Here is a 15,161-nt window from a genome sequence, read left to right as displayed (position 1 = left end):
AGGTTGTTAACGGAAATATCAAAACGTCTTGGTAGCACAATTAAACAAGAATCTGTGAAAGGTGTGTATCAGTACCTCATCGATAGAAATAAGAGGTTTTGATCTCACTGATTAGCGCAAATGGTGTGCCTTGACTCATACGCAACCTCACTAATCAATTAGGAGCGAAACGATGAAAAAGATCTATCCTGCGTTAACGGGCATGTTTGTCTTAGCCTCAGTAAGTTTCTCCTCTCTGGCAGCGCCCGGCGGCAACGACAGTGGCATCTATGTCGGTGGTAACTTCGGCTACGTTAAAGTCGATGGCGAGGACGATTTTGACGACGATAACAAAGTCTACCAAGGGTTACTGGGTTATCGCATCAACCCTTATATCGCCATTGAAGGGAGTTACATCGATTTCGGTAAATATGGTAGTAGCTTAGCCCATGCTGAAACAGATGGTTATACCGGTGCGTTAAAACTGACAGCCCCAATTGGTGACCGAGTCGAACTCTATGCGAAAGGAGGACAACTTTGGTACAAAACCGATTACAACATCGCCGGAGCAAAAGGCGATCAAAACGACGAAGCCGTCTTTGCTGGCGCGGGGGTAGGATTTAAAGTCACTGATAATCTGGTGCTCAATGCTGAATACACATGGTATGACGTCGATCTAGATGCCTCTGATGTTCAAGATGGCAAAGACACCAACACCGATTTCAACCAAGTCACCGCTGGGGTTGAATACCGCTTTTAACCTCACCAAACAGAGACAAAAAAAGGGCCGTTTGGCCCTTTTTCATTGCATAAAACAGGTTAAGTGATTAACCGTTAAAACGCTCTAACGCTGGTTGCCAGAAAGATTGTTCAATCTTTTCTGCAAGCTCAGTTTCGCTTAGATTGTTAAACGATTGAGCAACACCTTCAGCTACAGCTTGTTTTGCTACGGCAATCGCGATGATTTTTGATACTTCCATCGTCGATTCAATCGCAGGTAGCACTTCGTAGTGAGAAGCGATTGAACACTCATAATCACCCAATGCGTTTACTGCAGCCATCAGCATCTCTTCAGAGATAGTGGTTGCATTAACAACGTGCGCACCAAGGCCAATGCCAGGGAATACGTAGACGTTGTTACATTGAGAGATAGTGTGTGATTTATCACCGTAAACAACAGGAGCAAACGGGCTACCAGTTGCAACGATCGCTTTGTCACCTACCCAATCAAAGATCTGAGCAGGAGTCACTTCACAAGAGCTTACTGGGTTAGATAGCGGCATGATCACTGGCATAGTGGTTTGTGCCACCAATGTGCGAATCACTTCTTCACTAAATAGGCCAGCAACACCTGTAACACCAACGATAACGTCTGGTGAGTAGTGTTTGATCGCATCTAGAAGTTCAAGTTTTGCTGCACCTTCTGGGCGTTCAGACGCTGGACGAGCCAGTTCAGCTTGCATTTCGTTTAGACCAGCGAAATCATCGTAAATGATGCCATCACGATCAACTACGTAAACGCCGTGTTGTTCATCGAAACCGAAAGTACGACGAATCAGATCCGCGATACCACAGCCAGCTGAACCACCACCAACGATAAATACGTTAGCTTGACCAGACTGTTTACCCGCTTTTTTCAGCGCACGTTTGATGGTTGCAACGGCAACTGTTGCAGTACCTTGGATATCGTCGTTAAAACAACGGTAAGTATTACGGTACTTTTTCAGTAGAGGGTAAGCGTGGTTGTTACTAAAGTCTTCAAATTGAATGATCGCCTTAGGCCAACGTTTTTCTAGGGCAGTCATCACTTCTTCTAGGTATTGGTAGAAAGTCTCGTCATCAACACGATCTTCTTTATCACCTAGGTATTGTGGGTCTGCTTTCAATTTTGGATTGTTAGTACCGACATCGATACACACTGGTAGAGTACGCTCTGGAGCGATACCACCCACCGCTGTGTACAGAGACAGCTTACCAATTGAGATGCCCATACCGCCGATGCCTAGGTCGCCCAAACCAAGAACGCGAGAACCATCAGTGATAACAATAATGTCCACTTCTTGTTGAATACGTTCGATTTGTTGGCTTACAGAACCACCTTCACGGCAAGAAAGGTATAGACCACGTGGTGCGAAATTCAGATAGCTATATTGCTGACATGCGTCACCAACAGAAGGAGTATAGATATAAGGTAAGCTATCGCGAATGTTTTCACGAACGTAGTGGTAGAAAAGACGCTCGTTCTGATCCTGTACGTGACGCAGCATCAGGTATTTGGACAGATTGTTTCCTGCTTGATCAACTGAGAAACGAACCTGAGCAGTTTGACGAGTGATAGAATTGAGTGACTGGTCCACTGGAGAAAGCGGGCTAATGCCCGCTTCTGCTGTGGCCGTGAAGTCATATGTCTGTGACATTACGAGGCCTTAATTATAGAAATAACTGCAAAATAAAGGTGGCTAGAATCAGCATCAAAGCACCACCAAGACGTGAAGAGATTTGTGCGAAAGGCATTAGGCCCATACGCTTACATGATGCAAGAACAGCTACGTCACCTGTTCCGCCCATGTTTGCCATACATAGTCCGCCAGTAATTGCAGCTTCAATCGGGTAGAAGCCCATCATACGACCCACTAATGCACTACCTACTACAGCACCCATTACTGTTGAGAATACCATCAGTAGATTTGACAAATTCAATGCAGCGATGATTTGGTCAAGGTCAGTGTAAACAACACCGATACCAACAAGCAGAGCTGGAGTTAAGTTATCCAGAACAAACTTAGACCAAACGTGCGCAGCGCGTTCAAGTTCACGTGGTAGGAGACCAGTTACTTTTACAACAGCAACGAAGATGATCATCAATGCAAACGGGTGCATTTTGATCACAGTGCCAAGTAGCGTACCTACTAGGAACATAGTGATTGCTAGAATTGCACCTACACCGAGTGTTTGTACAGTTAGCGTGTGTTTCTCATCCACTTCTTCAGGTTTGTTTGCTTGACCGATGATCAATTGGCCATTACCTGTGAGTGATGGGAATGCGTTACCTACTTTATGCAGGATACCGGCAGTTACGATCGCAATCGCGTTACCAATAGCCAATGCAGGTACCATTTTTGACATTAGCATGTCAGTATCCATGCCTGTGCTGCCGTGCATGATCTCAACAAGAGGAACCGCACCAGCACCCATACCACCGCCCATGATAGGTAGAGCGATCAGCATTACTGAGTTGAAGAAACCTTCACCAAGCATTGCACCAACAACGCCAGCGAATAGGAAAGCACATGCTACACCACCCAGAATAACTGGAATGTATTTTAGTGCCGCTTTTCTTAGTGTTTGGCTATCCATACCTAGGATAGAACCCGTTACCAAGCTTGCGATAAAGAAGTTTAGGAAACCACCGCTCTTCATAAAAGTAGTCACAGTTTTCACTGTTTCTGCAGGAACGTAACCGCTGTGGAAAATGTAAGAAGAGCCGAAGATAACAACAATGGCACCGCCACCGAAGTATTGGTTTACGATAGGCGTTTTGTTACCGATAGTGTTAAGCAGATAACCAACAACGGCCATCACACCAATGGCACCAATCATGCCTGAAGGCATTTTATTTTGAATCGTTGCGAAAAGAATAATAATTGCTGACAAAGCAAACACGACATTCATTGCGAGTTTGTCCTTGGCAGAGATAGCAGTACTATTAAACATAACTTGCTCTCATGTAGGGTTGTTTTAAAATTTTCGCGGAGTTTAACAAGTTCAAGCCGTCTGCATACTGAGTAAGGTACTAATGTAACTATCCGATGCTTTTGAAACTTTTGTTCATGCGCATTGCTGCGTTTTCGCGCACATTTGGCGTATTTTTCTTTGACTCGGGCCGAAATGCTCCTCAAAATACCGCCTTTGGCGCGTTAACCTCGCTTTTAACGAATAAATACCTCGGAAATACTGATAGATGAAACTGAAAAGCCACTTGGCCATTTCAACGATAGCGACCTCTTCCATCATCGTTATCGTCGTCACTACTGTGATTTTTTTCCTGCTTAAAAATCTCTATCAGGAAGGATTACAAAACCGAGGTATTGAACTTGCCAAAGTTCTCGCACAAGACGCGCGAGTTATCGATGCGGCAAAGCTCAGCAATCGAGGGGGAACGCCCGATCTTAATCACTATATCGAGCATATTCGTGGGCAGACTAGCGCCTCTTATATCGTGGTGGTAAACCAAAATGCGATTCGCCTCTCACATAGCGACCCACAAAAAGTAGGGCATCACTTTGTCGGAGCCGATATTGAACGAGCGTTGAGTCAAGGAGTGGCATATAGCACCGTTGCTAAAGGTTCACTTGGCGATGCGATTCGCAACTTTGTACCGATTATTGTCAATGGGCAAACGATTGGTGCCATCTGTATCGGTTATCTTTCTGAACGTGCTTCCGCCATTCTGTTAGAGCAATATGGTCACATTGGGGTGATGATTGCCATCGTCTATTTATTGACAATCAGCATGGTGACGCTCTTTGTGTTTAAAATGAAGCGGACCTTTCTTGATTACGAACCGGAATACATAGTCAACAAATTCAGTGAGCATGAGTTAATTCTTAACTCCATTCGCGATGCGATCATTGCCGTCGATACAGATCTCAATATCACCACTATCAATAATAGTGCGATGAAGCTGTTTGCGATCAATAACTATGGTCGCCGCGATTACGTTAACCAAGGCATTTCCCGTTACTCACTCTCTTTAAGTCATCTGGTGATTTCAGCACAGCAGCGTTTTCATCAGGGTGAATTTACCGTGGGCAAATTCTCGTTTCGTGCCAACATCTATCCTCTGCAAAGTTCTAAAGGGCAGATTGGCCATGTGATCGTGTTCTTCCCGAACCTCAATCAATCACAACTCGAACGTGAATTGGTTTATCTGAAAAATTATTCTGAGCTGCTGCGCAGCAAAACCCACGAATATTCCAACAAACTCAACACGCTTTCCGGTATGTTACAGCTCGGCCGTCACGATGAAGCGATTCGCTTTATTCAACAAGAGACGGATCAGTACCAGAGTGTGATTAATGCTATCGTGCGCAACATCTCTAACAGTGCAGTCGCGGGTCTACTCCTGGCAAAATTTAACAAAGCAAATGAGATGGGTGTGAAATACACCTTAGACCAAGACAGCATGTTGAGTAATTATGGAAAAACCGTCTCTGACAAATTAGTCACTATTATTGGCAATTTGATAGATAATGCCCTGCTCGCTGCATGGCAAAACCGCAGTCAACGTGAAGCTGAAGTATACATTTATTTGAGCGATAGAAGTCGCCACCTGATCATCGAAGTCCAAGATACTGGAGCAGGAATCGATGATGCTATTTTTGACCATATATTGGAATTTGGCGTTAGCTCTAAGCAAAGCGACGAACAGCATGGTATTGGTTTATACCTTGTTGGTCAGTTGGTAGATTACTTTGAAGGTACTATCGACTGGGAGCGCACAGAGCAAAACACCACTTTATTTAGCCTGTACTTAGATAAGAAAAACATCGAGCAATATGACTAAAATCAGTGTAATGATCCTTGAGGATGACTTAAGGGCAAGCTATATGCTGGAATCAACTGTGAATCAAGACAGTGACTTCTCTGTGGTCGCTGTCAGCGAAAGCTATGCACAAGCATTGCTGCAATACTCTATCTATCAACCTGCCCTGATTTTTGTCGACATTACCCTACCCGATGGTCATGGCATTGAGTTTATCCAGCGGATGCGCAAGCAAGGGGCGCAATGTGATTTTATAATCACTACCGCCGACCGTGAGACCTCTACCGTTGCCAAAGCAGTGCAATTAGGGGTGAGTGATTATCTGGTCAAACCGATTCGCATTTCTCGGGTGCATCAAGCGTTAAACGATTACAAACTCTATCGTCAGCAACTACAAAGTAATACCACAGTAGATCAAGGCGATATCGATGCTCTGCTGCGTAAAACCCCACAAAAAGAGGTTCGCCAAACCCCCAAAGGCATTGATGCAACCACCTTAGCGACATTAAAGACATTGCTAATGGAATCTCGCTTTGAAGAGTTTTCAGCTGAAGACATTGGTGAGCGTATGCAAGTTAGTCGCATCACAGCGCGGCGCTATTTGGAATTTCTGGAATCAGAAGGGATTGTGAATCTCGTATTGAACTACAACACCGGCGGTCGCCCTCGCCGGCTGTATCGCCTCGTGTCATAATTGACATTCGGTCGCTATTGATTTGAGGCATCGCCCATTCGACGCTGCCTCAATCACCACTTAATATTCAATTACAACATTGCCATCAGGCACACTGCAACACGACAGAATGTATCCCTCTGCCACATCTTCATCAGTAATACCACCGTTGTGATTCATTGCCACATTACCACTGGTTTTCTTGACTTTACACGTTCCACAGATGCCCATACCACATGCTTTAGGAATGGTTAAACCCGCTTTTGCTGCGGCCGCATGCACCGTTTCTCCCGGCGCAATTTGTACTTTCTTGTCACTATTTAGGAACACAACATCAATCAGATCACTTGGTGTCAGTGCCTCAGCCTCTTCTGCTGCAATCTCTGCTGATTGTACTGCCTGCTCTTCAACATGATCAGGTGTCGCACCAAACACTTCTTCATGGTAATGGTCCATGTCAAAGCCGAGTTTGGCTAACATACCTTTTACCGCGCGCATATAGGGCGTTGGGCCACAACAAAAGATTTCTCGTTCGTGTAAATCCGGGGTAATCATCAGTAGCTTGGTCTCATCTAAATAACCCCGATAGCCACTCCATTTTTGCCCCGATTCCAATTTTTCACAGATCACATGCAAGTGCAGATTGGCAATACGAGACGACATAAATTCCAGCTCCGACTGAAAAATCACATCCCGTGGCGTACGCGCACTATGAACAAAGGCAATATCCACATCGGTGTTGGTGTCATACACCCAGCGCGCCATCGACATCATGGGCGTCACTCCGACCCCACCCGATAACAGCAGCAGTTTTTCTGACGGAAAATCGATGCTGTTAAATGCCCCAACCGGACCATGCACCGCCAGCTCGGCCCCCTCTTCGAGGTGATCGTGAATCCAATTCGAGACCACACCACCGGGCACACGTTTCACGGTAATAGAAAAACTGTACGGCACTGAAGGAGAACTAGAGATGGTATAAGAGCGAAACACCTGTTCACCGTCGATCTCCAACTCTAACGTGACAAACTGCCCAGGTTTAAAGAAGAACATCAATGGCTGATGCGCCATAAAACAGAAGGTTTTGGTATCCCAGGTTTCTTGAATCGTTTTCACACAACGAACTGCGTGACGACCGTTGTCCCAAATCTGAGTTTCTACAGGAATAAACGAACCACTACTAACGACGGGATGGGTTGGGGTATTCATATTCGGCTTCTCCGCAACGGTATAATGTAAAAGCGTCCCTCCATGGGTTAGCTGTATTGTTGGTTGATATCCATTCGCCGAATTATCTATTCACGACATAGCCTTATCTAAAACAGTCATCATCAAACAACTTTCTTCTTCCGTGTCTTAAATAGACTAAGTACATGTCGCGTTTAGACCTCTTCTCTCTATACCAATAATGGCAGGATAGCCGAAGGCCAATTACCCATAAAAAGTAGGTGGTTGACTAAGAGCAAGGAAGCCCTATCAGGGCATATCGTCCACATTTTCGAGAAGAAGATAGAGCAATGACACAAAACGATATACTCAACATGACATACCCTAGTTTGGAGATCGCTCGCGCAGAGATGAAAAAACTGCTGACCGAGCGCCAGCCAAACTATTCGTTACCCCGTCCGCTTTACAATGATCCCCTGCTGTTCAAAATTGACGTTGAAGAGATTTTTCAGAAAGAGTGGTTATTCGTTGGAATGACCAGTGAAATCCCAACCAAAGGGGATTATTTCACTGTGGAAATCGCGCAAAACCCCGTGCTCATTGTGCGTGCCGCCGATGGCTCAGTAAACGCGTTTCACAACACCTGTCGTCATCGAGGCTCACGTATCTGTTTAGAGCATCGTGGTAAAGTGGCGAACATGGTGTGCCCTTATCACCAATGGACTTACGACACCAAAGGTAACCTGCTGTTTGCAGGTACAGAAATGGGCGATGAGTTTGATATGCAAAAGCACAAACTCAAAGAAGTACACTGCAAAACCGCTGGCGGCTTTATCTTTATTTGCTTAGGTGATGAACCCCCGACTTCCGATTTCGATGAGTTCCTAGCGACGTTGGATGAGTATATGGAACCGTACGATGTGGAAAACACCAAATTGGCGGTCGAATCCAACATGTATGAACAAGCAAACTGGAAGTTGGTGATTGAGAATAACCGTGAGTGTTACCACTGTGGCGGCAGCCATCCAGAGCTGCTCAATACGCTACTGGAATGGGACGATACGACCGATCCACGTGCGACGCCGGAGTTTCTTAATTATTGTGAACGTCTCTCTTCTGAGTGGGATGCCGAAGGCATTTTGCACGAACACAAAAGTTTTGGTCAGCGTAACCGCTTAGTCCGTATGCCGCTCAAAGAGGGAACATCAGTGATGACTATTGATGGCTCACGTGGCTGTCAAAAAATGCTCGGCCGGATTAAAAATGCCAACCTTGGTTCGCTGCGTATTCTCCATCTGCCTAACTCATGGAACCACATGCAAAGTGATCACTTTATTGTGTTCCGTGTGTTACCCATTTCCGCCCAAGAGTCGTTAGTCACGACAAAATGGTTTGTGCACAAAGACGCGATTGAAGGCGTTGATTACGATCCTGAAAACTTACGTCGCGTGTGGGATGCGACCAACGATCAAGACCGTAAACTCGGTGAGGAGAACCAACGTGGTATCAACTCACTCAGCTATCAGCCAGGTCCCTATTCCCCCACCTATGAGTTTGGTGTGATTGATTTTATTAATTGGTACAGCGACAGAGTTAGCGAAAAGCTATAATCGCAGCTATTTTTCATCGCATTCTAAAGCCTCGTCTCTCGAGGCTTTTTTCATTCTCATGAGAAATCTAACTGACGTCGGTTCGCTCTTTGATAACAACAAATGGAAATCAGCCCCATAAAAAACGGTCTCCCTGGAGACCGCTTTGGCTTTTATGAATTGGGATAGGCTATGCCACTTGTTTTTTATTCAGTGCCCAAGTAATCACATCTTCTACATCTGGAAGTAAAATACCATCTGAATCCACAGCATATACCGCATCCCATAGAGGGGTATTATTCGGTGTTGCCTTCAACCAATTTTCAATACTGTTTTTTACACTGTCAGGGGCGTTGGAATGACATTTTATCCCTAGGTCAGATAGTGTATTAATAAAATCCACCATATCGACTAAATCAGCATGCATCATGACTCTTTCTCCTTATCAGGGGGAATATTCCCCCTTTTCCCTATTGGAAGTGGCTTTTTTTCTTTCGCGTTATTATCGATACAGGTGTTTCTCTGTAATCAGTCCTTTATATAGGCTCCAACACATGAGAATCAGCACCAAGGTAAACGGTAATCCCGTTGCGATAGCACCTGCTTGGAGCGCAGTTAACGCTTCAGAACCACCACCAAACAGTAACGCTGCAGCAATAATGCCTTCCATTACCGCCCAAAACACACGTTGAACGACGGGAACATCCTCTTTACCTCCTGCAGTAATGCTATCGATTACAAGCGAACCGGAGTCAGATGACGTGACGAAAAACAACAACACCAACGCAATTCCAACCACAGAGAGCAAGCCACTCATGGGCAAATGATCAAACATCTGGAACATTGACAGTGATACGTCACTGATACCATTCGCTAATTCACCAATCCCATGTGTAGCTTGTTCCATTGCTGTCCCCCCCATGATGCTAAGCCAGATCATGGTGACTAAGGTTGGAACCAACAGAACTGCAATAATAAACTCTCTCACTGTACGACCTTTCGATACTCTCGCAATGAACATACCGACGAATGGAGACCAAGACACCCACCAAGCCCAGTAAAAGACAGTCCAACCGTGAAACCATGTCGTATCATCGCGTCCAATCCAGTTGGATAGAGGCACAAAGTTTTCCGCATAACCGACAGCGATATTACCAAAGGTATGCACGATGCTTAATGTAGGACCAACCACCACTAAAATGGCCACCAACGCTGCAGCAATAAACATATTGATGTTACTAAGAATCTTCACACCACCATCTAAACCGCGCACAACAGAAATCACCGCAATGCTGGTCACCACAATAATGAAGCCAATCTGAGTGGTTAAACCACTTGAGATCCCAAATAGATGACTCAACCCTCCAGCGGCTTGCTGTGCACCAAATCCTAACGACGTAGCTAAACCAAAGATCGTCGCTAGTACCGCAAGAATATCGATAAAGTTACCGATAAAGCCCCAACAGCGTTCACCAAAGATAGGAAAAAATGCTGAACGAATCGTGAGTGGTAGTTTCTTGTTATACGAGAAGAAGGCCAACGCTAGACCGACCACGGCATAAATTGCCCAAGGGTGTAAGCCCCAGTGGTACATGGTAGCGCTGAGCGCGAGTTGTTTGGCTTCTTCAGTGCGAGCTGGCACATTCAGTGGCGTACCATACCAATCGGTATAATAGGCAACTGGCTCGGCGACGCTCCAGAACATCAAACCAATTCCCATGCCCGCAGCAAATAACATACAAAACCACGATACATAGGAAAAATCAGGCTTAGCCGTCACACCGCCTAAGCGAATCTTCCCGACAGGCGACAACAGTAGGAAAGCACAAAATAGGATAAAGATGTTACAACCGACCATAAAGAACCAATCGAAATTGTCAATCGACCAAGTTCTAGCCAACATCAAGCTATCTTTGGCTTGATCTGGAAAGCTTAATGCCAAAATAACAAAGAGAATAATTAGACCTGCACTGATGCCAAATACCGGATTATGAATATCCATCCCCATAATCTTGACGTTATCTTGGCCAGTACAATAATCCGTATCATAATTCACCTCAGATACAGGTTTATATCTCTGTGGACTGCTTGCTATGCTCTTCATACGTTCCCTCTTTATAAACGCATAATCATGTCATTAGGTTACATATCAACGGTTCCAGAACATCCTTATCTGACTCGTCTATGTCATTGGTTTATCTAAATTTAATGAACAACTCCCTCTTCAAGTAATAAGTCGAAAACCGTCTGTGCCATTTCAGCGATAGGTTGATCTTTAATGACCTTGCCACTTGAAGACTCTGCTTTTGCTGTCGCAGCCTTAAAACGATCTGCGGCACTTTTTGCTTTCACCACTTTCAAACGCTTCGCCTTAGGCTTAGCGGGACTCTCCTCCCAATGGGCTTTTTCTATATCCAATGCCACATCATCCACAGCTTGAGCCACGATGCCGCAATGTCTTGCTCGGCCAAAGGCACTTTGCCTTGGCTCTGGTGCGGCTAAATCAACACTCGCGACAAACGGAAGCGACACACTGATCGCTCGCCGTTGACCGCGCGGTAGTGCTTGCAGCACCTGCGCTTTGCCATTTTCGACCGACAAAATCTCCGCAATGCCCATCACAATCGGGCACTGCAGTTGATACGCAAGAAAAAAAGGCAACATGCCAGAGGATTCACCGAGCTCAGCGCGCATACCGGTGAGCACGATGTCTGGCATGTTGTCCCGAAAATAGGATGAGAGGGTGGTCAATGCATCTTGCTGTGCATCTTGTTCAAGCACACGCAGTTGCGATAACCCCATCCCACAGTAATAGGCCAGTGCCGGGTCATGAGGGTTACCAGCATGCACCACTTCCACCGCACTGCCTTTAAGATTCAGTGCCAATTCAATCGCACGAGCATCTGTCATCGAGCGGCGAGCTCGTCCAGTTTCTGGATGAGCCCCAATAGACACGAGCGTGCTGACTTTCAATGTCGAAGTTTGATTAAGCGGCATCTTTTAGCTCCTCTGCTTGGTATTTTTGGATCAGTGCCATCAAGGCACGCAAAAATGCATTACTGTCGGCAATCACACTCAAATCTGCGCGTTTGACCATGTCACAACCAGCATCGGTATTGATTGCAATTACTTTGTCACAGGCACCAATCCCTTGCAGATGTTGAATTGCTCCCGAAATGCCCACCGCTACATACACCCGAGCGGTAACCCAACTTCCTGTTGCGCCCACTTGGCGATGACGGGGCATAAATCCATCATCCACCGCCACGCGGCTTGCTCCTTCCGTCGCCCCCAGTGCGGCTGCAGCTGCATGAAAGGTTTCCCAATCATGGATACCGTTACCAGCAGAGAGGATAAATTCCGCCTCCGTTAATGGCACCGCTTGAGGGTCAACAGCCACCGCGCCAAGATCACGCACCGCACTGGCATGAGTCAGCTCAACCGCGAAATCCATTAGCATCGCTTCATGACGAGTTTCATCGACAGGTAGAGCACATTCAGGCGCGAGCAACAGCACGCGCGGCGTACTGCGTTTAATATCGTGGCGGCCACCTGACGCACGACACACCGAAAATTCTGCATCCACCGACCAAGCTTGCGTAGCAGGACGTTCCCCAACCAACGCGCACAACCTCGCTCCAATTTCAAACCCACCTTGGATACTGTCAGGAAAGAGCCAATGTCGTGGTACATACGTTTGCTCTATTTGTGCCAGTACGTGAGCTTTCGCTTCAGGGTCGTAGTGTTCAAAGCGTTCACCGCAGACCACAATCAGGCGATCAGCCCCCGCGAGATCAAAGTGTTCTTCTTTGGTTTCACCAAAGGCCACCACCATGACAGCCCCCTGTCCAGGGTATTGCTTAACCAATTGATGAGCTTGGCCCAAAATATCTTTGTCATGGCTGGTTAAACGCCCACCCGTCAGGTCAGGCACCACGACCATATAAAAGTCTGGAGCCTCCACTTTGTGCAGTGGCAAGACCGTTTCGCTTGGCCCCACCGCACGTAAACGTTGCACTGAATTGCCCGTTGCCTGATTAAGCCGATCAATCCGCTTTAGGCCATTAGGCCCAATAAAACCGACCCGATGCGGATAACGACGCAGCAAGCCATTTGGACCGCGCTCTTCAATCACGGGCACGCACAGCGTTTGGTGTTCTGGATGAAGACGATTGCGCAATATCCACTCTGTGTGGGGATCACGGCGCACAATAAATTCACTCATACCTTGCTCCTACGACAATTCAGACTCTAGCGAAGGTGCCCAGACTTCAGCCTTTGGCGCAGGGCCTTGCTTCTCCAGCAGTACCTCTGCCACCAATTCGGCGATGTCTTTCACTTCAGGGCGAGGACCCACAACCCCTTCCAACATAGCGGTACACTGCTGACATCCTACGGCGACCAATTGCGCCCCTGTTTCACGAATATCGTCCATGCGCATATCCGCAATCCGGCGTTCTCCCGGAATATCGGTAATCGGTGCGCCACCACCACCGCCGCAACAACGAGAACGAAATCCAGACCGTTCCATCTCGGTCAGTTGAATACCGAGCTGTTTAAGTAGCGCGCGTGGCGAGTCATATTCACCGTTATAGCGACCGAGATAACAGGGATCGTGATAAGTGACCGTCCCAGCATCCAGTTGGCCTAACTCAATCAAGCCTTGTTCTGCTAAGCGGTTAATAAAGGTGGTGTGATGCCAAACTTGGTAGGTTGGCTTCGCATCAGCGGGATAAAAATCGGGATACTCATTTTTTAGGCAGTGGAAGGCATGAGGATCCGTGGTGACAATGCAGTCAAATTCGTATTTCATTAGAGTTTGAATATTGCGTTTGGCAATGCGTTGAAAAGTCGCATCGTCGCCTAATCGGCGTGCAACATCGCCACTGTCCAGCTCTTCATTACCCAAAATGGCGAAGTTAATTTTGGCCGCTTTTAAGATCTGCACAAACGCTTTGAGAATACGTTGACTGCGCATGTCAAAAGCGCCATCAGAGACCCAAAACAGCACATCGGCTCGTTTCACATCTGCCATCAAATCCAACTCTTGGTCCGCAGCCCAGTTAGCGCGTTTATGCGGCGTGTGACCATTGGGGTTATCGGTGAAAATGATGTTTTCGATAACATCAACCGCTTTGGCCGGAGTCGCCCCTTTTTCTAAGGTGAGAAAGCGGCGCATGTCCACGACGGCATCCACATGCTCAATCATCATCGGGCACTCTTCAACACAGGCGCGACACGTCGTACAAGACCATAAAGTTTCCGCATTGAGCACACCATCAACGATAGGACGATGCGCATTCCCTTGTGCGTGCCCCACTTCTTTACCTGGATAAGGGCTACCGGCGTACTTCTTATCCGTGGTGCTTGCCAGCCCTACGACCATGTCTTGCACCAGCTTTTTCGGGTTGAGTGGTTGCCCTGCTGCAAACGCAGGACACACCGTTTCACAGCGACCACATTGTACACACGCATCAAACCCAAGCAGTTGATTCCATTTGAAATCTGCTGGATTTTCAACACCGAGTTTTTTGTCTTCGAGATTGAGCGGCTTAAGTCCGGTTGAACGACCGCCCCCAAAGCGTTCCGGGCGCCGGTGAAATGCCAGATGCAATGCACCAGCGAAAGCGTGTTTCATTGGTCCTCCCCATCCCATTCCAAACAGCATTTCACCCACGCCCCAAACCATCGCAGCCAACAAAACCAGCGTGACCAGCACATTAAATACTGTGCCAGACAACACACCAGAAGCGGGTAATGTGGCGATAAAGAAACTGACTGAGAACATCAGAAGGCTTTTGGGTAAGCGCATCCACGGCCCCTTGGAGAGGCGACTTGGCGGATGGCGACGACGACGCGCCACAAACAGCGCGCCGCTGAACATCATGACCAACGAGGCCATTAAAACCCACGAGAGAATGTGGGGGGCGAGCCCAAAACCATGCACGGCAATGATCAGTAACATCGACAGTACAAATCCGCCTGCAGTCGCCACATGGGTATGCGACATCATTTTGTCGCGGTCAACAACATGATGCAGATCCACTAAATAACGCCGAGGCATAGAGGCCAATCCTTTGAGGAACGCCACTTTTTCAGGTTGTCCCTGACGCCACAAAGCGATGCGCCGCAGCATGCCAATGACGGTCAGTAGTCCAACCGTCAAGAGCAGATAAGGAATCACCGATTCAAGCAACATAGGCACCTC

12 protein-coding genes are annotated in these 15,161 nt (G+C 47.0%); 4 read left to right on the top strand and 8 right to left on the bottom strand.

From position 1 onward, the window contains the following. The first annotated feature begins 172 nt into the window (after window positions 1-172). Window positions 173-739, top strand: coding sequence for a porin family protein (locus OCV11_RS18900; RefSeq protein ID WP_261897572.1), 567 nt, complete (start codon window positions 173-175; stop codon window positions 737-739). A gap of 67 nt (window positions 740-806) precedes the next feature. Here OCV11_RS18900 and maeA read toward each other — a convergent pair whose 3' ends face one another. After that, window positions 807-2,396: an oxaloacetate-decarboxylating malate dehydrogenase gene (maeA, locus tag OCV11_RS18895; protein ID WP_261897571.1), complete on the bottom strand. Its 1,590-nt coding sequence runs from the start codon at window positions 2,394-2,396 to the stop codon at window positions 807-809. 13 nt (window positions 2,397-2,409) lie between these two features. Next, window positions 2,410-3,693, bottom strand: a complete 1,284-nt coding sequence (locus OCV11_RS18890; protein WP_261897570.1) for a 2-hydroxycarboxylate transporter family protein — start codon at window positions 3,691-3,693, stop codon at window positions 2,410-2,412. 247 nt (window positions 3,694-3,940) lie between these two features. Between OCV11_RS18890 and OCV11_RS18885 the strand changes: the two genes are divergently transcribed. Together OCV11_RS18885 and OCV11_RS18880 are read left to right on the top strand one after the other, a co-directional pair. Continuing rightward, entirely contained in the window at window positions 3,941-5,545 is a 1,605-nt protein-coding gene (locus OCV11_RS18885) for an ATP-binding protein (RefSeq protein ID WP_261897569.1), read from the top strand. Continuing rightward, window positions 5,538-6,218: a response regulator gene (locus OCV11_RS18880; protein WP_261897568.1), complete on the top strand. Its 681-nt coding sequence runs from the start codon at window positions 5,538-5,540 to the stop codon at window positions 6,216-6,218. The genes OCV11_RS18885 and OCV11_RS18880 overlap by 8 nt, the downstream gene beginning before the upstream one ends. Window positions 6,219-6,278: 60 nt before the next feature. Here the strand turns inward: OCV11_RS18880 and OCV11_RS18875 are convergent, their stop codons facing one another. Then, the gene (locus OCV11_RS18875) at window positions 6,279-7,406 is read right to left on the bottom strand and encodes a hybrid-cluster NAD(P)-dependent oxidoreductase (protein ID WP_261897567.1); all 1,128 of its coding nucleotides are present in this window, start codon (window positions 7,404-7,406) and stop codon (window positions 6,279-6,281) included. 308 nt (window positions 7,407-7,714) lie between these two features. On the opposite strand from OCV11_RS18875, the gene OCV11_RS18870 reads away from it, so the two are divergent. Then, a complete protein-coding gene (locus OCV11_RS18870; protein WP_315972763.1) occupies window positions 7,715-8,974 on the top strand; it encodes an aromatic ring-hydroxylating oxygenase subunit alpha in 1,260 nt (419 codons plus the stop codon). A 169-nt stretch (window positions 8,975-9,143) separates the two neighbouring features. On the opposite strand, the gene OCV11_RS18865 is transcribed toward OCV11_RS18870, so the two are convergent. From OCV11_RS18865 to OCV11_RS18845, 5 genes are all read right to left on the bottom strand, one after another. Next, window positions 9,144-9,383: a hypothetical protein gene (locus OCV11_RS18865; protein WP_261897566.1), complete on the bottom strand. Its 240-nt coding sequence runs from the start codon at window positions 9,381-9,383 to the stop codon at window positions 9,144-9,146. Between the two features lie 72 nt (window positions 9,384-9,455). Next, a complete protein-coding gene (locus OCV11_RS18860; protein WP_261897565.1) occupies window positions 9,456-11,057 on the bottom strand; it encodes a BCCT family transporter in 1,602 nt (533 codons plus the stop codon). 101 nt (window positions 11,058-11,158) lie between these two features. After that, window positions 11,159-11,950, bottom strand: coding sequence for an electron transfer flavoprotein subunit beta (gene etfB / locus OCV11_RS18855; protein ID WP_261897564.1), 792 nt, complete (start codon window positions 11,948-11,950; stop codon window positions 11,159-11,161). Next, window positions 11,940-13,178 carry an electron transfer flavoprotein subunit alpha gene (etfA, locus tag OCV11_RS18850; protein ID WP_261897563.1) on the bottom strand — a complete coding sequence of 413 codons (1,239 nt, stop codon included), beginning with the start codon at window positions 13,176-13,178 and terminating at the stop codon, window positions 11,940-11,942. The genes etfB and etfA overlap by 11 nt, the downstream gene beginning before the upstream one ends. 9 nt (window positions 13,179-13,187) lie before the next feature. Then, window positions 13,188-15,152 (bottom strand): (Fe-S)-binding protein, encoded by a 1,965-nt coding sequence (locus OCV11_RS18845; protein WP_315972762.1) that lies wholly within the window; start codon window positions 15,150-15,152, stop codon window positions 13,188-13,190. Between the last annotated feature and the right edge of the window lie 9 nt (window positions 15,153-15,161).

Origin of the sequence: Vibrio porteresiae DSM 19223 (assembly GCF_024347055.1) — a bacterium.
Classification (GTDB): Bacteria; Pseudomonadota; Gammaproteobacteria; order Enterobacterales; family Vibrionaceae; genus Vibrio; species Vibrio porteresiae.
The sequence above is the reverse complement of the archived record's forward strand: the minus strand, read 5'-3'. Positions and strand labels throughout refer to the sequence as shown.

Bases quoted from the DNA above. Each gene is read 5' to 3' on its own strand.
- OCV11_RS18900 (WP_261897572.1), top strand. From the start codon at position 173: ATGAAAAAGATCTATCCTGCGTTAACGGGCATGTTTGTCTTAGCCTCA.
- OCV11_RS18845 (WP_315972762.1), bottom strand. From the start codon at position 15,152: ATGTTGCTTGAATCGGTGATTCCTTATCTGCTCTTGACGGTTGGACTA.
- OCV11_RS18880 (WP_261897568.1), top strand. From the start codon at position 5,538: ATGACTAAAATCAGTGTAATGATCCTTGAGGATGACTTAAGGGCAAGC.
- OCV11_RS18865 (WP_261897566.1), bottom strand. From the start codon at position 9,383: ATGATGCATGCTGATTTAGTCGATATGGTGGATTTTATTAATACACTA.
- OCV11_RS18885 (WP_261897569.1), top strand. From the start codon at position 3,941: ATGAAACTGAAAAGCCACTTGGCCATTTCAACGATAGCGACCTCTTCC.
- OCV11_RS18860 (WP_261897565.1), bottom strand. From the start codon at position 11,057: ATGAAGAGCATAGCAAGCAGTCCACAGAGATATAAACCTGTATCTGAG.
- OCV11_RS18870 (WP_315972763.1), top strand. From the start codon at position 7,715: ATGACACAAAACGATATACTCAACATGACATACCCTAGTTTGGAGATC.
- OCV11_RS18890 (WP_261897570.1), bottom strand. From the start codon at position 3,693: ATGTTTAATAGTACTGCTATCTCTGCCAAGGACAAACTCGCAATGAAT.
- etfB (WP_261897564.1), bottom strand. From the start codon at position 11,950: ATGCCGCTTAATCAAACTTCGACATTGAAAGTCAGCACGCTCGTGTCT.
- OCV11_RS18875 (WP_261897567.1), bottom strand. From the start codon at position 7,406: ATGAATACCCCAACCCATCCCGTCGTTAGTAGTGGTTCGTTTATTCCT.
- maeA (WP_261897571.1), bottom strand. From the start codon at position 2,396: ATGTCACAGACATATGACTTCACGGCCACAGCAGAAGCGGGCATTAGC.
- etfA (WP_261897563.1), bottom strand. From the start codon at position 13,178: ATGAGTGAATTTATTGTGCGCCGTGATCCCCACACAGAGTGGATATTG.